This is a genomic window from Microbacterium sp. 1.5R, from assembly GCF_001889265.1.
Taxonomy (GTDB): domain Bacteria; phylum Actinomycetota; class Actinomycetes; order Actinomycetales; family Microbacteriaceae; genus Microbacterium.
This window is the reverse complement of sequence record NZ_CP018151.1, coordinates 2,176,854-2,195,112: the sequence shown is the minus strand read 5'-3', so window position 1 is coordinate 2,195,112 and position 18,259 is coordinate 2,176,854. Positions and strand designations below refer to the sequence as shown.

General features: G+C 67.8%; 18 protein-coding genes. 15 read left to right on the top strand and 3 right to left on the bottom strand.

Annotation, left to right across the window (positions count from 1 at the left end; all coding sequences use genetic code 11):
• Nucleotides 1-2 precede the first annotated feature (2 nt).
• The gene (gene ctaE, locus BMW26_RS10495; protein WP_072591444.1) at nucleotides 3-659 is read right to left on the bottom strand and encodes an aa3-type cytochrome oxidase subunit III; all 657 of its coding nucleotides are present in this window, start codon (nucleotides 657-659) and stop codon (nucleotides 3-5) included.
• 189 nt (nucleotides 660-848) lie between these two features.
• Here ctaE and trpD point away from each other — a divergent pair, with 189 nt between their 5' ends.
• Both trpD and BMW26_RS10485 read left to right on the top strand, forming a co-directional pair.
• Nucleotides 849-1,913, top strand: a complete 1,065-nt coding sequence (gene trpD, locus BMW26_RS10490) for an anthranilate phosphoribosyltransferase (RefSeq protein WP_053096699.1) — start codon at nucleotides 849-851, stop codon at nucleotides 1,911-1,913.
• A gap of 8 nt (nucleotides 1,914-1,921) precedes the next feature.
• Nucleotides 1,922-2,908, top strand: coding sequence for a PHP domain-containing protein (locus BMW26_RS10485; protein ID WP_072591443.1), 987 nt, complete (start codon nucleotides 1,922-1,924; stop codon nucleotides 2,906-2,908).
• A gap of 1 nt (nucleotide 2,909) precedes the next feature.
• Here BMW26_RS10485 and BMW26_RS10480 read toward each other — a convergent pair whose 3' ends face one another.
• Nucleotides 2,910-3,845 carry a 5'-3' exonuclease gene (locus tag BMW26_RS10480; RefSeq protein WP_072591442.1) on the bottom strand — a complete coding sequence of 312 codons (936 nt, stop codon included), beginning with the start codon at nucleotides 3,843-3,845 and terminating at the stop codon, nucleotides 2,910-2,912.
• A gap of 203 nt (nucleotides 3,846-4,048) precedes the next feature.
• On the opposite strand from BMW26_RS10480, the gene rpsA reads away from it, so the two are divergent.
• The 12 genes from rpsA to BMW26_RS10420 all read left to right on the top strand — a co-directional run bounded on the left by rpsA (nucleotide 4,049) and on the right by BMW26_RS10420 (nucleotide 17,456).
• Nucleotides 4,049-5,503, top strand: a complete 1,455-nt coding sequence (gene rpsA / locus BMW26_RS10475; RefSeq protein ID WP_053096692.1) for a 30S ribosomal protein S1 — start codon at nucleotides 4,049-4,051, stop codon at nucleotides 5,501-5,503.
• Between the two features lie 133 nt (nucleotides 5,504-5,636).
• Nucleotides 5,637-6,488 (top strand): ABC transporter ATP-binding protein, encoded by an 852-nt coding sequence (locus tag BMW26_RS10470; protein ID WP_053096690.1) that lies wholly within the window; start codon nucleotides 5,637-5,639, stop codon nucleotides 6,486-6,488.
• On the top strand, nucleotides 6,485-7,531 hold the full coding sequence (locus BMW26_RS10465; protein WP_056278943.1) for an aliphatic sulfonate ABC transporter substrate-binding protein: 1,047 nt from the start codon (nucleotides 6,485-6,487) through the stop codon (nucleotides 7,529-7,531). The genes BMW26_RS10470 and BMW26_RS10465 overlap by 4 nt, the downstream gene beginning before the upstream one ends.
• A complete protein-coding gene (locus BMW26_RS10460; RefSeq protein WP_150115086.1) occupies nucleotides 7,528-8,388 on the top strand; it encodes an ABC transporter permease in 861 nt (286 codons plus the stop codon). The genes BMW26_RS10465 and BMW26_RS10460 overlap by 4 nt, the downstream gene beginning before the upstream one ends.
• A 2-nt stretch (nucleotides 8,389-8,390) precedes the next feature.
• On the top strand, nucleotides 8,391-10,391 hold the full coding sequence (gene acs, locus BMW26_RS10455) for an acetate--CoA ligase (RefSeq protein ID WP_072591441.1): 2,001 nt from the start codon (nucleotides 8,391-8,393) through the stop codon (nucleotides 10,389-10,391).
• A complete protein-coding gene (locus BMW26_RS10450) occupies nucleotides 10,388-11,692 on the top strand; it encodes an O-acetylhomoserine aminocarboxypropyltransferase/cysteine synthase family protein (protein ID WP_072591440.1) in 1,305 nt (434 codons plus the stop codon). The genes acs and BMW26_RS10450 overlap by 4 nt, the downstream gene beginning before the upstream one ends.
• A complete protein-coding gene (locus tag BMW26_RS10445) occupies nucleotides 11,689-12,273 on the top strand; it encodes a CoA-binding protein (protein ID WP_083569349.1) in 585 nt (194 codons plus the stop codon). Before BMW26_RS10450 ends, BMW26_RS10445 begins: the two co-directional genes overlap by 4 nt.
• Nucleotides 12,274-12,305: 32 nt before the next feature.
• Entirely contained in the window at nucleotides 12,306-12,905 is a 600-nt protein-coding gene (gene coaE, locus BMW26_RS10440) for a dephospho-CoA kinase (protein ID WP_072591439.1), read from the top strand.
• Entirely contained in the window at nucleotides 12,902-14,113 is a 1,212-nt protein-coding gene (locus BMW26_RS10435) for an MFS transporter (protein WP_083569453.1), read from the top strand. The genes coaE and BMW26_RS10435 overlap by 4 nt, the downstream gene beginning before the upstream one ends.
• Before the next feature lie 67 nt (nucleotides 14,114-14,180).
• Nucleotides 14,181-14,966 carry a GNAT family N-acetyltransferase gene (locus BMW26_RS10430; protein ID WP_072592309.1) on the top strand — a complete coding sequence of 262 codons (786 nt, stop codon included), beginning with the start codon at nucleotides 14,181-14,183 and terminating at the stop codon, nucleotides 14,964-14,966.
• 65 nt (nucleotides 14,967-15,031) lie between these two features.
• Nucleotides 15,032-17,104, top strand: coding sequence for an excinuclease ABC subunit UvrB (gene uvrB / locus BMW26_RS10425; protein WP_072591437.1), 2,073 nt, complete (start codon nucleotides 15,032-15,034; stop codon nucleotides 17,102-17,104).
• Nucleotides 17,105-17,123: 19 nt separating this feature from the next.
• The gene (locus BMW26_RS10420) at nucleotides 17,124-17,456 is read left to right on the top strand and encodes a TfoX/Sxy family protein (protein ID WP_072591436.1); all 333 of its coding nucleotides are present in this window, start codon (nucleotides 17,124-17,126) and stop codon (nucleotides 17,454-17,456) included.
• Nucleotides 17,457-17,515: 59 nt separating this feature from the next.
• Here BMW26_RS10420 and BMW26_RS17915 read toward each other — a convergent pair whose 3' ends face one another.
• Entirely contained in the window at nucleotides 17,516-17,758 is a 243-nt protein-coding gene (locus BMW26_RS17915) for a hypothetical protein (protein WP_053096676.1), read from the bottom strand.
• 45 nt (nucleotides 17,759-17,803) lie between these two features.
• Between BMW26_RS17915 and BMW26_RS10410 the strand changes: the two genes are divergently transcribed.
• The gene (locus tag BMW26_RS10410; RefSeq protein WP_072591435.1) at nucleotides 17,804-18,247 is read left to right on the top strand and encodes a MarR family winged helix-turn-helix transcriptional regulator; all 444 of its coding nucleotides are present in this window, start codon (nucleotides 17,804-17,806) and stop codon (nucleotides 18,245-18,247) included.
• Nucleotides 18,248-18,259 lie beyond the last annotated feature (12 nt).

Here is an 18,259-nt window from a genome sequence, read left to right as displayed (position 1 = left end):
TCTTATTTCAGGAAGTAAATGACGACGAACAGCACGATCCAGACGACGTCGACGAAGTGCCAGTAGTAGGACACCACGATCGAGGAGGTCGCCTCCTTGTGCCGGAAATTCTTGACGGCGTACGCACGGCCGATGACGAGGAGGAAGGCGATCAGACCGCCGGTGACGTGCAGGGCGTGGAAGCCGGTCGTCAGGTAGAACGCGGATGCGTAGGAGTCAGCGCTGATCGGCATGCCTTCTGCGACGAGCTGCGCGTACTCCCAGACCTGCCCGGAGACGAAGATCGCGCCGAGGGCGAAGGTGAGGAAGAACCACTCGACCATGCCCCAGCCGAACAGGCGACGGCGGCCGGCGCCGTTCTTCCGTCCCTTGGCGATGCGGTACGGCTGCAGGTCCTCGGCCGCGAACACGCCCATCTGGCACGTGAACGAGGAGAGCACGAGGATCGCCGTGTTCACGAACGCGAACGGGACGTTCAGCAGTTCGGTGCGGTCGGCCCAGAGCTCGGGGGAGGTGCTGCGGAGCGTGAAGTAGATCGCGAAGAGTCCCGCGAAGAACATCACCTCGCTGCCGAGCCACACAATGGTGCCGACAGCTACCGGGTTGGGGCGCTTGATCGTTCTTGCCGCCGGGGCATACGTCGCTGAGGTCGTCACCATTCCATTATGGCCGATCTCCGGGCGTGATTCTCGCACCGGAGGCCCTCGTTTCGCCCGCGAACGACTTAGGGGACCCTAAGAAAACGCTGCGAATCCTCGGTGAATACGCGGGAAACGAGGGATGATCGACGCCCGGCGCCCGTTCTGCAAGAGTCTGCACGTTTTCCCTGCGCCGATAGGATCGCACACATGGCTGATTCCCTGACCTGGTCCGACGTGCTCACCACTCTTCTGGAGCGTCGCGACCTCAGCGTCTGGGAATCGACGTGGGCGATGCGTCAGATCATGCGCGGCGACGTCACACAGGCGCAGCTCGCCGGTTTCCTCGTCGCCCTCCGCGCCAAGGGAGAGACGATCGATGAGATCGTCGGATTCCGTGATGCGATCCTCGAGGCGGCGGTCCCGCTGCCCGTGTCGCCCGACGTCCTCGACATCGTCGGCACCGGCGGTGACCGTGTCGGCACGGTCAACGTGTCGACCACCGCGGCGGTCATCATCGGGGCGACCGGCATCCCGGTGGTCAAGCACGGCAACCGCGCAGCCAGCTCCGCCTCCGGCTCATCCGACGTGCTGAGCGCGCTCGGGCTGGAGCTCACCCTCGATCCCGCGGCGGTGTCGTCGATCCTCGACCGCACGGGCATCACGTTCGCCTGGGCGGGCGCCTTCCACCCCGGGTTCAAGCACGCGGGCGCCGTCCGTGCCGAACTCGGCGTCCCCACCGTCTTCAACATGCTCGGCCCCCTCTGCAACCCGGCTCGGGCCGAGGCGAACGCCGTCGGGGTGGCGCAGCTCGAGCGCGTCCCCCTCATCACGGGAGTGTTCCGGACGCGGGGCGCCACGGCCCTGGTGTTCCGCGGAGACGACGGCCTCGACGAGCTGACGACCACGGGGCACAGCCGCATCTGGGAGGTCACGCGCGGTGACATCCACGAGCACGATCTCGATCCTCGAGATCTCGGGATCCCGATCGCGGACCTCGCGGATCTGATCGGCGGAACGCCCGACCACAACGCGGCGGTGCTGCGCCGGACGCTCGAGGGGGAGACGGGCGCGGTGCGAGACATCGTGCTCCTCAACGCGGCGGCCGGGATCGTCGCCTTCGAGCTGTCCCAGGACGCGACTCAGGTGCAGCGACCGATCCTCGAGCGTCTCCGCGAGGGCTACGAGCGGGCAGCCGCGGCGGTCGACGACGGTCGCGCCATAGCGAAGCTCGACGAATGGATCGGCGTCAGCCGCGAGCTGGCATCCGCATAGGAGATGTGATGGACCCGATCGCCGCCCTGCTCGAGATCGCCTCGCTGCTGGAGCGGGAACGCGCGTCGCGGTACCGGGCGAAGGCCTTCCGTCAGGCAGCTGCGACCCTGCAGCACCTGCCGGAGGACGTGCGCTCGGATCCGACGAGGCTGCGCGCGGCGAAAGGGATCGGCGAATCGACCTTCGGAGTCATCCGACAGGCGCAGAGCGGAGAGGTTCCCGACTATCTCGTGGAGCTCCGAGGCGACGTGGAGCCCGAGCGCGTGTCGGCCCTGAGAGCGAAGCTCCGAGGGGACCTGCACGCGCACACCGACTGGTCGGACGGAACCACGCCTATCGGCGTGATGGCGTCAGCGGCGCGGGCTCTCGGTCACGAGTATCAGGCGATCACAGATCATTCCCCGCGTCTGCGGGTCGCCCGCGGACTCTCCGCGGAGCGGCTGCGCGAGCAGATGCCGCTCGTGAGGGCGGAATCGGGTGACGGGTTCACGCTGCTGGCGGGGATCGAGGTCGACATCCTCGAAGACGGCGCGCTGGATCAGGAGGACGCCCTCCTCGGGGAGCTCGACATCGTGGTCGCATCCGTCCATTCGAAGCTGCGGATGGACGCCCGGCCCATGACCGCACGGATGATCGCCGCCGTGAGCCACCCGCGCGTGAACGTGCTCGGGCATTGCACCGGACGGCTGGTGCAGGGGGACCGAGGCACTCGTCCGGAATCGCAGTTCGATGCCCGTGCAGTCTTCTCCGCATGCGCCGAGAACGGCGTCGCGGTCGAGATCAACTCCCGGCCGGAGCGTCAGGACCCGCCCGACGACCTGATCGCGATCGCCCTCGAGGCCGGCTGCCTCTTCTCGATCGACTCGGATGCGCACGCACCGGGTCAGCTCTCGCTCCTCGATCACGGTGCCGAGCGTGCCGAGAAGGCGGGGGTGCCTGCCTCCCGCATCATCACGACCTGGGGTCTCGACCGACTGCTGGCCTGGGCGAGCTGAGTCAGGCGTCGATCGTCGCGATCGCGGCGACGGCCCTGGTCATCGAGCCGCCCAGGTTCCACCGTTCAGCCAGTGCGGTCGCAGCATCAGCCTCGCACGGGTCGAGCGGACGCAGCGGGTCGCTCGGCGAGGTGATCGGGAGGTCGGTCGCGACGGCGACGACGGTGGGGGCGACCTCGAGGTACGTCGCGGCGGCGAGCACCTTCGCCCGGACCCCGGCGCTCATCCCCTCACCCGCCTCGGCAGCCGCGCGGATGCCGGCGAGATCGCCATGGGCCTGCAGGAGCGTGGCCGCGGTCTTCTCGCCGACGCCGGCCACGCCGGGAAGTCCGTCCGATGCGTCGCCGCGCATCGTCGCGAAGTCGGCGTACTGGCTCGGCAGCACGCCGTACTTCGCGACGACCACGGCATCCGTGACGATCTCGAGATTGCTCATGCCTCGTGCGGTATAGATGACGCGCACGTTCCTCGCGTCGTCGACGAGCTGGAACAGGTCTCTATCGCCCGTGACGATGTCGACCGGCATGGTGGCGTGCGTCGCCAGCGTGCCGATCACGTCGTCCGCTTCGTGCTCCGCGACGCCGATGATCGGGATGCCGAGCAGGGCGAGAGTCTCGCGGATGAGGGGGATCTGCGCCTCGAGGGGGTCGGGGACCTCCTCGACGTCGGGCCCCGCGGGCACGACCTCGACGACACGGTGCGCCTTGTAGCTGGGGATCAGGTCGACTCGCCACTGGGGTCGCCAGTCGTCGTCCCAACACGCGACCACATGGGTCGGCTCGTACAGCGTCACCAGCTTCGCGATGATGTCGAGGAGTCCTCGTGCGGCGTTGATCGGGGAGCCGTCCGGCGCCGTGACTTTGTCGGGCACCCCGTAGAACGCACGGAAGTAGAGGCTTGCGGTGTCGAGCAGGAGGAGCTTGTCGGCGCGGGGCATGCAGACAGTCTGTCAGCGCGCCGAACGCGGATGGTATCGAGTCCGTCATATCGTCTCGGGATCTGATAACCTTGACTGTCACTCGTGGCGTGCCTATGCATGCCCGGGAGGCAGAAACCAATCAATCGCTGCAGAGCTCATGATCGGCCGTGCGCGGCCGGAGCCCTCAGCCCGAGTCTCCATTCACAAGGACAACCCACTACATGACTACCGCAACGACCGCCCCGGCCACCAAGCAGGTCGCCATCAACGACATCGGATCTGCTGAGGACTTCCTGGCCGCGGTCGAGAAGACCCTGAAGTTCTTCAACGACGGCGACATCATCGAAGGCACGATCGTCAAGATCGACCGCGATGAGGTCCTCCTCGATGTCGGATACAAGACCGAGGGCGTCATCCCCTCGCGCGAGCTCTCGATCAAGCACGACGTCGACCCGAACGAGGTCGTCAAGGTCGGCGACGAGGTCGAGGCCCTGGTTCTCCAGAAGGAGGACAAGGAAGGCCGTCTGATCCTCTCCAAGAAGCGTGCTCAGTACGAGCGTGCCTGGGGAGACGTCGAGAAGATCAAGGAGAACGACGGCGTCGTCACCGGTACGGTCATCGAGGTCGTCAAGGGTGGACTCATCGTCGACATCGGCCTCCGCGGCTTCCTGCCGGCCTCGCTCATCGAGCTGCGCCGCGTCCGCGACCTCACGCCGTACCTCGGCCAGGAGATCGAGGCCAAGATCCTCGAGCTCGACAAGAACCGCAACAACGTCGTGCTCAGCCGCCGTGCGCTGCTCGAGCAGACGCAGTCGGAGTCGCGCACCACGTTCCTGAACAACCTGCACAAGGGTCAGGTCCGCAAGGGTGTCGTGTCGTCGATCGTCAACTTCGGTGCATTCGTCGACCTGGGCGGCGTGGACGGCCTCGTGCACGTCTCCGAGCTGTCCTGGAAGCACATCGAGCACGCCTCCGAGGTCGTCGAGGTTGGCCAGGAGGTCACCGTCGAGATCCTCGAGGTCGACCTCGACCGCGAGCGCGTCTCCCTGTCGCTGAAGGCTACGCAGGAGGACCCGTGGCAGGTCTTCGCCCGTACCCACGCGATCGGACAGGTCACGCCGGGTAAGGTCACCAAGCTCGTTCCGTTCGGTGCGTTCGTTCGCGTCGCAGACGGCATCGAGGGCCTCGTCCACATCTCCGAGCTCTCCAGCAAGCACGTCGAGCTGGCCGAGCAGGTCGTGTCGGTCGGCGAAGAGGTCTTCGTCAAGGTCATCGACATCGACCTCGAGCGTCGTCGCATCTCGCTCTCGCTGAAGCAGGCGAACGAGGCAGTCGACGTCAACGGCACCGAGTTCGACCCGGCGCTCTACGGAATGCTCGCCGAGTACGACGAGGCCGGCGAGTACAAGTACCCGGAGGGCTTCGACCCCGAGACCGGTGCGTGGAAGGAAGGCTTCGACACCCAGCGCGAGGCATGGGAGCAGGAGTACGCTGCAGCCCAGGCTCGCTGGGAGGCGCACAAGGCTCAGGTTGCCAAGGCAGCCGAGGCCGAGGCGGCCGCTGGCGACGACTTCGGTGGTCAGGTCTTCTCGAGCGAGGCCGCAGGCGCGGGCACGCTCGCGGATGACGAGGCTCTCGCGGCTCTCCGCGAGAAGCTCTCGGGCGGCAACGCTTAAGCATCACGCTCTGAACGGGCCGTCATCCTTCGGGATGGCGGCCCGTTCTGCGTCTCGACGCGTCCTCGGATCTCCATGACCGATCATTACGCTCGCATTCGTCACATTCCGGCGGGTTGGACAGCATGGGGACATGACCTCTCTGCTCTCGGCGCCCTCGACGGCCGGCGCGTCGGCGATCGCCGGCACCGCACAGCCGGTGCGCCTGCAGGGGGTGGAGCGCAGCTTCACACTCTCCCGCGGCCGGCGCGACGTCCTCCGCGCGGTCGACGTCGACGTCGCCGCCGGTGAGATCGTCGCCATCGTCGGTCCCTCCGGGTGCGGCAAGTCGACGTTGCTGCGGCTCGTCGGGGGACTGGATGCGCCGACCGGCGGCAGCATCCGCATCCAGGACACGCGCGTGGCCGACGTCGACGAGCGCACCGCCGTCGCGTTCCAGGAGCCCCGCCTGCTGCCATGGCGGACCATCGCCCAGAACATCGAACTCGGTCTGCCCCGTGGCACCGCGCGCCGCGAAGGCCGGGAACGTGTGCGGGAGCTCATCGAGCTCGTCGGCCTCGAGAAGGCCGCTGATCAGCGGCCACGCGAAGTGTCGGGTGGCATGGCCCAGCGCGCCTCGCTCGCACGCGCCCTCGCTCGCAATCCCGGCGTGCTGCTGCTCGACGAGCCGTTCGGTGCGCTCGATGCGCTCACCCGCCTGCGGATGCACGATCTGCTCCTCAAGATCCATGCGGCTGAGCCGACCACCGTGCTCCTCGTCACGCACGATGTCGAAGAAGCCCTCTATCTCGCCGATCGTGTGCTGCTGCTGCGCACGCTCGGCGACGCCGACACGGAAGCGCCGTCCATCGTGCGCGCGATCACCGTCCCCGGCATCCGACCCCGGGACCGCGCCGATCGCGGTCTCGCCGACCTCCGCGCAGAGCTCCTCGAAGGACTCGGCGTGGACACCCACCACCGCACCGCCACCGAGGAGACCCGATGAGCACCATCACCCGACGAATCATCCCCGCGATCACGATCGCAGGGACGATGATGCTCGTCGCCACCGGCTGCGTCGCCGGTGAGAACGCCACCGCCTCGGACTCGTCGTCCGACGACGCGGCAGCCTCGGGGGAGTGGTCGGCGGACACTCTGTCCATCGACTTCGCGACCTACAACCCGCTCAGCCTCGTGATCCGCGACCAGGGGATCCTCGAGGAGATCCTCGGCGACGACGTCGAGGTCGAGTGGGTGCAGTCCGCGGGATCCAACAAGGCGAACGAGCTGCTGCGCTCCGGCTCGATCGACGTCGGCTCCACGGCCGGCTCGGCGGCACTGTTCGCCCGATCGAACGGCTCACCGATCCAGGTCATCGACATCTTCTCGCAGCCCGAATGGTCGGCGATCGTCGTCGGCCCCGACAGCGACATCACCTCGGTCGAGGACCTCGCGGGCAAGTCGGTCGCGGCGACGAAGGGAACGGACCCCTATTTCTTCCTGCTCCAGTCTCTTGAGGAAGCAGGCCTCTCGGTCGACGACGTCGAGGTCCAGAACCTCCAGCACGCCGACGGCCGTGCCGCTCTCGACAGCGGCTCGGTAGACGCCTGGGCGGGCCTCGATCCCATCATGGCCGCGGCCGAGGTGGAATCGGGCGATGAGCTCATCTACCGCAACGTGGACTTCAACACCTACGGCTTCCTCAACGCCACCGAGGACTTCATCGAGAACCACGCGGACCTCGCGCAGGCGGTCGTCGACGCATACGAGCAGGCGCGCGAGTGGGCCCTCGAGAACCCCGACGAGACCGCGGCGCTGCTCGCCGAGGTCGCAGGGATCGACCCCGCGGTCGCGACGACCGTCATCGAGGAGCGGTCGAACCTCGACGTCAGCGGCATCCCCGGTGAGGCGCAGATCGCCGTGCTCGAGAAGATCGCGCCGGTGCTGGTCGAATCCGGAGATGTCCAGGGTGGCGAGGCTTCGGTCGAGAAGGCTCTCGACTCCCTCATCAACGCCACCTTCGCCGAGAAGGCGGTCGGCGGCGAGTGATCACTCCCGACCAGCGCGTGGTGGTGCCCGCGGATGCGCAGGACGCGATCGACGCGGCGCGCGGAGTCCGGCGTCGTGACGAGGCCGGTGCCCGTCATGCCTGGGATCGACCCGCGGTGCGTCTCGTCGGCGGACTGCTGCTTCCGCTCATCATCGTCGGTGCCTGGCAGCTGGTCACGACCACCGGGCTCGTCGCGCCCTACCTGCTCCCTTCGCCGGCATCCGTCTTCACCGCGGGGGTCGAGCTGGCCGAGCGCGGCACGCTGTGGACGCACGTCGCCATCTCGGTGCAACGGGTCCTGCTCGGGTTCGCGGTCGGTTCTGTCATCGGACTCGCGGTGGCCGGCATCGTCGGTCTGTCACGGGTCGGCGACGTGCTGCTCAGTCCGACGCTCTCCGCGATCCGAGCGGTGCCGTCGCTCGCCTGGGTGCCGCTGCTGATCCTGTGGATGCAGATCGGCGAGGAGTCCAAGGTGACGCTGATCGCCATCGGCGCGTTCTTCCCGGTCTACACGACTGTCGCGTCCGCACTCCGCCACGTCGACCCGCAGCTGGTAGAGGCGGGACGCTCGTTCAGTCTTCGCGGATGGTCCCTCTTCCGCACGGTGCAGCTGCCGGCCGTCGTGCCGTCGGTCGCCGCGGGGCTCCGGCTGGCGCTCGCGCAGGCGTGGCTGTTCCTCGTCGCCGCCGAGCTGATCGCGTCGTCGATGGGACTCGGCTTCCTGCTGACCGACTCGCAGAACAGCGGCCGCGTCGATCGGATCATCCTCTCGATCGTCCTGCTGGCGCTGCTCGGCACGATCACCAACGCGATCCTCGTGGTGGTCGAGAAGTACCTGCTCCGTCGGTGGATGTGACGATGACCGAGGCGCGCCTGCACGAGACCCGTGCGTACCCGGCCCCTGCTGCGTTCGCCGCTCAGGCGAACGTCGCCGATGAGGCGTATGCGAGGGCCGCCGCGGATCCCACGGCCTTCTGGGAGCAGGCCGCGTCCCGACTCGACTGGGCAGAGCACTGGCACACGGCCCACGAGTGGGATCCGCCTGCGGGCGATGCCGTCCCGGCGGCGCGCTGGTTCGTGGGCGGGCGCCTCAACGTGGCGTACAACTGCGTCGAGCGTCATGTCGACGCCGGGCGCGGGGACAAGATCGCCCTCCACTTCGAAGGAGAGCCGGGGGACAGGGCTTCGGTCACGTACGCGGACCTCCAGCGTCGCGTCTCGCAGGCGGCGAACGCGCTGACCGCGCTCGGCATCGAACCGGGCGACCGGGTGGTCGTCTACCTGCCCGTGCTGATCGAGACGGTCGTGATCACGCTCGCATGCGCACGGATCGGCGCCGTGCACTCACTGGTGTTCGGCGGCTTCTCGGCCGAAGCGGTGCGCTTCCGTCTGATCGACACCGGCGCCAAGCTGCTCGTCACGAGCGACGGGCAGTTCCGCCGCGGCACCGCGACCGAGGTGAAGTCGACGGCCGACATCGCCGCAGCGGATCTGCCGGACCTCGAGCATGTGCTGGTCCTGCGGCGCACCGGCCAGGACGTGCCGTGGACCGACGGCAGAGACGTCTGGTGGCACGACACGGTCGGCACAGCCTCGTCCGACCACATCGCGCAGGCGTTCGACTCCGAGCATCCGCTGTTCATCATCTACACATCGGGGACCACCGGAAAGCCCAAGGGCCTCGTGCACACCTCCGGTGGCTACCTGACGCATGCGAGCTGGGCACACTGGGCGCACTTCGACGCGAAGCCCGACGACGTGCACTGGTGCACGGCGGATCTCGCGTGGGTGACCGCTCACACCTACGAGATCTACGGGCCTCTCTCCAACGGGCTGACCCAGGTGATCTACGAGGGAACGCCGGACACCCCCGATCGCGAACGTCATCTCGAGATCATCGAGCGGTACGGCGTGACGGTGTACTACACGGCGCCGACGCTGATCCGCACCTTCATGACCTGGTTCGGGCCCGAACTCCCGTCGGGTCACGATCTCTCGACCCTCCGTCTGCTCGGGACCGTCGGCGAGGCGATCAATCCGGAGGCCTGGATCTGGTTCCGCCGGAACTTCGGACGCGATGAGCTGCCGGTCATCGACACCTGGTGGCAATCCGAGACCGGGGCGGCGATGATCGCGCCGCTGCCCGGAGTCACGACCCTCAAGCCGGGGTCCGCGTCCGTGCCGCTGCCCGGCATCGATGCGACGGTCGTCGACGCGGACGGCCACGAGGTCGCTCCCGGCCGGTCGGGCACGCTCGTGGTGCGCCGCCCGTGGCCGGGTATGGCGAGGACGGTGTGGGGCGACCCTCAGCGCTACCGCGATGCGTATTGGTCCGCCTACGCCGGGCACGGCGAACACGGCGGCTACTACGTGGCGGGCGACGGTGCGACGAGAGACGCCGACGGCTACATCTGGATCCTGGGGCGGCTCGATGACGTGGTGAACGTGTCGGGCCACCGGCTGTCCACGATCGAGATCGAGTCGGCGCTGGTGGCGCACGAGACGGTGGGCGAAGCGGGAACGGCCGGCGTCGCAGACCCCATCACAGGCCAGGCGGTGGTCGCCTTCGTGACTCCCTCCGGACGATCCGAGGTGTCGGTCGCCGCGCTGCGGTCGCAGGTGGCGGCTGCCATCGGTCCTGTCGCCAAGCCGAAGCACATCGTCGTGGTCGCCGACCTGCCGAAGACCCGCTCGGGAAAGATCATGCGCCGACTTCTCGCCCAGCTGTGGGAGGCCGAGCAGGATCGTCGCTCGGGACGAGCCCCAGCTCCGCTGGGAGACACGACATCGCTGCAGAATCCGTGGGCCGTCTTCGAGATCGCCGCCGTGCTCGAGAACGCTGAACTGAGGACATCATGACGGAAGAACATCGCTTCGGGTTTCGCACGAGGGCGCTGCATGCCGGCGGGACTCCCGACGCAGCGACCGGCGCCAGGGCCGTGCCGATCTACCAGACGACGTCGTTCGTGTTCGACGACGCGGCGGACGCCGGCAACCTCTTCGCCCTCCAGAAGTACGGGAACATCTACTCGCGCATCGGCAACCCCACCGTCGCCGCGCTCGAGGAACGTCTGGCCTCGCTCGAGGGCGGCATCGGCGCGGTCGCGACCGCCTCGGGGATGAGCGCGGAGTTCATCACGTTCGCGGCGCTCGTCGGAGCGGGCGACCATGTGGTCGCCGCGGCGCAGCTGTACGGGGGCACGGTGACCCAGCTCGACGTGACCCTGCGTCGTTTCGGCGTGGAGACGACGTTCGTCGCGTCGACCGATCCCGCCGACTACGCCGCCGCCATCCGTCCGGAGACCAAGGTCGTCTACGTGGAGATGATCGGCAATCCCTCGGGTGAGATCGCCGACATCGAGGGCCTGGCCGAGGTCGCTCATGCCGCAGGTGTGCCGCTGGTCGTGGATGCCACGCTCGCCACCCCGTACCTCGCGCGCCCTCTGGAGCACGGCGCGGACATCGTCATCCATTCGGTCACCAAGTTCCTGGGCGGACACGGGACGACGCTCGGCGGCGTCGTCATCGAGAAGGGCACCTTCGACTGGGGCAACGGCCGCTTCCCGCAGATGACAGAGCCGGTCGAGTCGTACGGCGGCATCAAGTGGTGGGACAACTTCGGCGAATACGGCTTCCTCACCAAGCTCCGCACCGAGCAGCTACGTGACATCGGTCCGGCGCTGAGCGCGCAGTCGGCGTTCAACCTCCTCCAGGGAGTCGAGACGCTGCCGCAGCGGATCGATGCGCACCTTGCGAACGCGCGGATCGTGGCCGAATGGCTCGACTCCGACCCCCGGGTGGAGTATGTGACGTGGGCGGGTCTCGAGCATCACCCGCACCACGAGCGCGCAGCGAAGTATCTGCCGTTCGGTCCTGGTTCGGTGTTCGCGTTCGGGGTCAAGGCCGACGACGGTCGCTCGGCGGGCGAGACGCTCATCGAGAATCTTCAGCTGGCATCGCACCTCGCGAACATCGGGGACGCGCGCACGCTCGTCATCCACCCGGCATCGACGACCCACCGTCAGCTCACGGAATCGCAGCTCGTCGCGGCGGGCGTGCGACCGGACCTCATCCGCATCTCGGTGGGCCTCGAGGACGCAGAAGACATCATCTGGGATCTTGACCAGGCCCTCACGACAGCGACAGGAGCCACTCGATGAGCGGAATCGAGACCACCGGCGCCGACGCCTGCGCGCTGCCGACCGCCCAGGATTCTGTGGCCTGCGCCCTGCCCGCATCCGCGCCGGCGCACCCGGATCGGACCTGGGAGGGCCCCAGCCAGCAGCAGCGCTTCGGCATACTGCGACGCGCGAAGTCGGTCGCCATCGTCGGCGCGTCGAACAATCCCGCGCGCGCCTCGTATTTCGTCGCGACGTACCTGCTCTCCAGCACCGCATACGACGTCTATCTCGTCAACCCGCGGGAATCGGAGATCCTCGGTCAGCCGGTCTACGCCTCGCTGTCCGACCTGCCGGTGGTCCCGGACGTCGTCGACGTCTTCCGCCGCCATGACGACCTGCCCGGCGTCGCCCAGGAGGCGATCGAAGCCGGGGCGCAGACCCTGTGGCTGCAGCTGGGATCGTGGAACGAGGATGCCGCGGCGATCGCCGAGGGCGCAGGGCTCTCCGTGGTGATGGATCGCTGCATCAAGATCGAGCACGCCCGGTTCCACGGAGGCCTCCACCTGGCCGGTTTCGACACCGGCGTCATCAGCTCGCGACGGCAGCTGCTGGCCCGCTGATCCACGATCTCAGCCCCGTTTAGACTGGCGAGATGCCTCTCATCGCGCTCACCGGCGGCATCGCCTCGGGCAAGTCGACCATCGCACGACGACTCGCAGAGCTCGGCGCGGTGGTCGTCGACGCCGATCAGATCGTCCGCGACGTGCAGTCGCCCGGCTCCGAGGTTCTGGCTCGGATCGAGGATGCCTTCGGCGCCGACGTCATCTCGGCGGACGGCGCACTCGACCGCGCCGCCCTGGGGGCCAAGGTCTTCGCCGATCCGGAGCAGCTGGCACGACTGAACGCGATCGTGCATCCAGCCGTCCGTGCCGAGTCGCAGCGACGATTCGAGGCGGCAGCGGCCGCCGAACCGGGCGGTGTGGTCGTGTACGACGTGCCCCTTCTGGTCGAGGCGCGCGTCGATGACCCCTGGGACCTGATCGTCGTCGCCCATGCGCCTGCCCAGGAGCGCAGACGGAGGCTCGTGGAGTTGCGCGGCATGGCGGAACAGGCTGCGCAGGAGCGGATCGATGCGCAGGTCTCGGACGAGCGTCGGCTGGCGATCGCCGATGAGGTCGTCGACACATCCGGATCCCTGGAGCAGACGATGCTGCAGACCGATGCCTTGTGGAAGCGGATCCGCTCGTCGTGACCTTCACCGGTCACTCACCCGGATCCCCTGCCTATCGGCGTCTCATCGTCGGGCTCTTCTTCGCCGGCATCGCGACATTCGCCCAGCTCTATTCGCCGCAGGCCGTTCTGCCGCAGCTCTCGTCCGATCTCGGGATCACGCCTGCCACCGCGGCACTCGCTGTATCGGCCGCGACGCTCGGTCTCGCGGCGGCGGTGATCCCGTGGTCGATGGTCGCGGATCGCATCGGCCGAGTGCCGGCGATGGGGACCGGCATCCTCGCCGCTACCGTTCTGGGTCTGGTCGCTCCGCTCAGCACCGGCATGGAGATGCTGCTGGCGCTGCGCCTGCTCGAGGGCATCGCACTGGGCGCCGTGCCGGCCGTAGCGCTCGCGTACCTCAGCGAGGAGGTGAGTGCGCGTCATGCCGCGGCGGCCGCGGGGAGCTACATCGCCGGGACGACCGTGGGTGGTCTGCTCGGTCGCGTCGTGTCCGGATTGGCGGGAGAGCAGTGGGGGTGGCGTGCGGGAATCTGGGTCGTGGCCGGTGTCTGCGCGATGGCGGCCGCTCTCTTCCTCTGGCTGACGCCGAAGGCTCGGGGGTTCGTGCCCGGTCGGCTTCGCGAGGGTGCGACAAGCGGGATGCTCGCGCGTCTCGTGTCGCCGATGCGCTCCGCACCGCAACTCGCCCTCTACGCGCAGGGCTTCCTTCTCATGGGAGCGTTCGTCGCGGTGTACAACTACCTCGGATTCCACCTCATCGACGCGCCGTTCTCTCTTCCGAGCTGGCTGGTGACCCTGCTCTTCCTCGCCTACCTCGCGGGCACCGTCTCGTCACCGACCGCCGGTGCTCTCGCATCTCGCTTCGGTCGGTACCCGGTGCTGCTGTGCTCGATCGCGGTGATGGGGATCGGAGCGTTCGCCATGCTCAGCCAGGCCGCGCTGCCGGTGGTCCTCGGGCTGCTGCTCTTCACGGGCGGCTTCTTCGGCGCACATGCGGTTGCGTCGGGGTGGGCTCCGGCCGCTGCCACGCCGGACAGTCGTGCGCAGGCATCGTCGCTCTACTACTTCGGCTACTACGCGGGCTCGAGCCTGTTCGGATGGGCGCTGGGCATCGTGTTCGGCAGGGCGGACTGGGCGTGGTTCGTGGGCGCGATCATTACGATGTGCGCGGTGTCGGCGGCACTCGCGGCGCGCGCGCTCCGGTCGTCGCCGACTGGACGCATATGATCGCGAGGCGGCACCGCCGCGCAGCCGCTCGTCGGCGCGACCGACCCGAAGGACCAGCACCATGCGCATGAGGCATCTTGCAGCGTACGACCACGAGCTGCGCACGGATGCGGAAGTGGTGCATGCCCTCGATGTGGCGATTCACGGACCGCTGCGTCTCGCCGTCTTTCCGGGCGGGCGCGGGTTCGTGTCCTACGCCGATCTCGGCGGGGTCGATCAGAGCGGCATCGAGGCGCTCGTCGATGCCGCGCTCGCGCACTTCGGGAGGCGGAGCGAGATCGACTCGATCGAGTGGAAGACGCGCGGGCATGACCGGGCACCGGGGCTCGGCGGGACTCTCGAAAGCCGAGGCTTCGTGCCGGAGGAGACGGAGTCGGTGATGATCGGCGAGGCGGAGCTGCTCGCCCAGCCGGTGTCGCTCCCCGCCGGAGTCGAGCTTCGGCGCGCGCGAACGGAGACCGAGGTGTTCGCGATGGAGGAGATGCAGGGCAGGGTGTTCGGCGATCCCCGGTGGCGGGTGCGGGTGGAGACGACGCTGCAGCGCATCCGCGAGGACGACACGGTGGAGCTGTGGACCGCCGTCGCCGGAGACGAGGTGATCAGCGCTGGACGGCTCGAACCGGTCACGGGCACGCGATTCGCCGGTCTGTGGGGAGGTGCGACGCTGCCCGAGTGGCTGGGCCGCGGCGTCTATCGGGCTCTGACGGCCCAGCGGGCGCGATCCGCCCTCGCCCTCGGCAAGGTGTATCTGCACTCGGATTCCACGGAGTTCTCGCGGCCGATCCTCGAGCGGGCCGGGCTCGTCACGGTCACGACCACCACTCCCTACGTGTGGACGCGGTCGACTGACTGACGGGCAGGGATTCCGCTGGGGGCTCTCGTGGCCCCGATGTCGGTGGCCCGGCATACGCTGGAGGTATGCAAACCACGCGCAGCGTCCGTCCTTTCGAGGTCATCAGCGAATACGCGCCCGCCGGCGACCAGCCGAAGGCCATCGCCGAGCTCGCGTCGCGCATCAATGCCGGCGAGACAGACATCGTCCTGCTCGGTGCCACGGGTACCGGAAAGTCCGCGACGACCGCCTGGCTGGTCGAGCAGGTGCAGCGTCCGACGCTCGTCCTCGCGCACAACAAGACTCTCGCCGCGCAGCTCGCCAACGAGTTCCGCGAGCTGATGCCGAACAACGCCGTCGAGTACTTCGTCTCCTACTACGACTACTACCAGCCGGAGGCGTACGTCCCGCAGACGGACACCTTCATCGAGAAGGACTCGTCGATCAACTCCGAGGTCGAGCGTCTCCGCCACTCGACGACCAACTCGCTGCTGAGCCGTCGGGATGTGATCGTGGTCTCGACGGTCTCCTGCATCTACGGTCTCGGTGCGCCGGAGGAGTACCTCCGGGCGATGGTCGCGCTCCAGGTGGGGGAGCGCTACGACCGGGACGCGCTGATCCGACAGTTCATCTCGATGCAGTACAACCGAAATGACGTCGACTTCTCCCGAGGCAACTTCCGCGTGCGGGGAGACACCATCGAGATCATCCCCGTATACGAGGAGCACGCGATCCGCATCGAGCTGTTCGGCGATGAGATCGAAGCGCTCTATTCGCTGCATCCGCTCACCGGAGAGGTGATCGAGAAGCTCGACTCCGTGCCGATCTTCCCCGCCTCGCACTACGTCGCCGGCACCGACGTGATCCAGCGCTCCATCGGCACGATCGAGCACGAGCTCGAAGAGCGGCTCAAGGAGTTCGAGCGTCAGGGAAAGCTCCTCGAGGCCCAGCGCCTGAGGATGCGCACCACGTTCGACCTCGAGATGCTGCAGCAGCTCGGGTTCTGCTCGGGCATCGAGAACTACTCCCGGCACATGGACGGGCGCCAGCCCGGCGAGCCGCCGCACACGCTGCTCGACTTCTTCCCTGACGACTTCATGCTCGTGATCGACGAGTCGCACGTGACGGTGCCGCAGATCGGTGCGATGTACGAGGGCGACGCCTCCCGCAAGCGCACGCTCGTCGAGCACGGCTTCCGGCTTCCGAGCGCGATGGACAACCGGCCGCTGCGCTGGGACGAGTTCAAGAACCGAATCGGACAGACCGTCTATCTCTCTGCGACACCGGGCAAGTACGAGATGGGGATCGCCGACGGCGTGGTCGAGCAGATCATCCGCCCGACCGGACTCGTCGACCCGCACATCATCGTGAAGCCGTCGAAGGGGCAGATCGACGACCTCCTCGAGGAGATCCGGCTTCGGGTCGAACGCGACGAGCGTGTGCTCGTCACGACACTCACGAAGAAGATGTCCGAGGAGCTCACGGACTTCCTCGGCGAGCACGGCGTACGCGTGCGATACCTGCACTCGGACGTGGACACTCTGCGACGGGTCGAGCTGCTCAGTGAACTGCGTGCCGGGGTGTACGACGTCCTCGTGGGAATCAACCTGCTCCGAGAGGGGCTCGACCTGCCTGAGGTGTCCCTCGTCGCGATCCTCGACGCCGACAAGGAAGGCTTCCTCCGGTCAGGCACCTCGCTCATCCAGACGATCGGTCGCGCGGCGCGAAACGTCTCCGGCGAAGTGCACATGTACGCCGACAAGATCACCGACTCGATGGCGAAGGCGATCGAAGAGACCGATCGCCGCCGCGAGAAGCAGGTCGCGTACAACCTCGAGAAAGGTATCGACCCTCAGCCGCTGCGTAAACGGATCGCCGACATCACCGAGGTGCTCGCGCGTGAGGGCGCCGACACCGCTGAGATGATGTCCGGGCGCGGGAGAGCGACCGGCAAGGGCAAGTCGCCGACGCCGAACCTGCGGCGCACCGGCATCGCCGCAGAAGGAGCTCAGCAGCTCGAAGCGGTGATCCAGGACCTCTCGGATCAGATGCTCGCGGCTGCCGCCGAGCTCAAGTTCGAGCTCGCCGGGCGGTTGCGCGACGAGGTGCAGGACATGAAGAAGGAACTGCGCGCGATGGAGAAGGCCGGCCACGCCTGAGAAGCTCGGAGGCACCAGGATGGATGCAGCGGGCGAGGAGCTCGCCGATCGAGTGCGAGCGCTCCTCACACTCGATGAGGACGTCGAGGAGAAGCGCATGTTCGGCACGCGCGCCTTCCTCCTCGATGGGCACATCCTCGTCGGAGCGCGCGCGGGCGGGGTTCTGCTCGTCCGGGTCGATGGCGAGCACGGTGACTCGCTGATCACCCGCCCCGGGGTGGCGGTCGCGGTCATGGGCGCGCGGACGATGGGCACCAGCTGGCTCGATGTGTCGCCGAGCGTGCTCGTCGACGACGATGATCTCGCCTCGTGGCTCGACGTCGCACGCCAAGACGCGCAGCGCGACGACTGAGAGCGAGAGTCTCAGCTGACGCGCGAGAACGAGTCTCAGCCGACGGGTGAGATCCCCTGTCAGGGGCAGTGAACGAGGGTCTTCGGACCTGAACGGTCGATCTCGTGCTCGCTCATCGGCGCACCGCACAACGGGCAGGCGCGCTCCGCCCGCTCGGACGGGCTCGGCGGGGGGGTCTTTTCGTAAGGGCCGACGGAGGCGGGGCCCGCGAAGCGGATCAGATTCGAGTTGATCCACGCGTACAGTCCTCCGGCCTCGCGAATCCGAGTGCGGAGCGGAGGTCGATCGTCAGAACTGGCCATGTTGCTTAGTGTACTAACTATTAGGGTCAATGTATATTCGAAGCCGTGACCGCATCGGACGACCTGCTCAAACTCGACAATCAGCTCTGCTTCGCCCTGGTGACCGCAGCGCGCAACGTCGTGGCGATCTACCGGCCGATCCTCGATCCGCTCGGGCTCACGCATCCGCAGTATCTCGTGATGCTGGCGCTCTGGGAGCGTGCTCCGCGTCCCTTGAACGATCTTGCGGCTGACCTCGCTCTCGAGCCGGCGACGGCGTCTCCCCTGGTGAAGCGTCTGGAAGCCGACGGGCTGGTCGCCAGACAACGCAGCGTCGAGGACGAGCGCCGTCTCGACATCACCCTCACGGACACGGGTCGAGCTCTGCGAGATCGCGCTCTCGACGTTCCTCGACAGGTGATGGCCGCCGTGGGGATGGATCTCGAGCAGGTAGCCACACTGCGCGACGGGTTGTCGGCATTCGCGGGTCGCCGCCCCGCCATGGAGTGACCGCACCGTAGG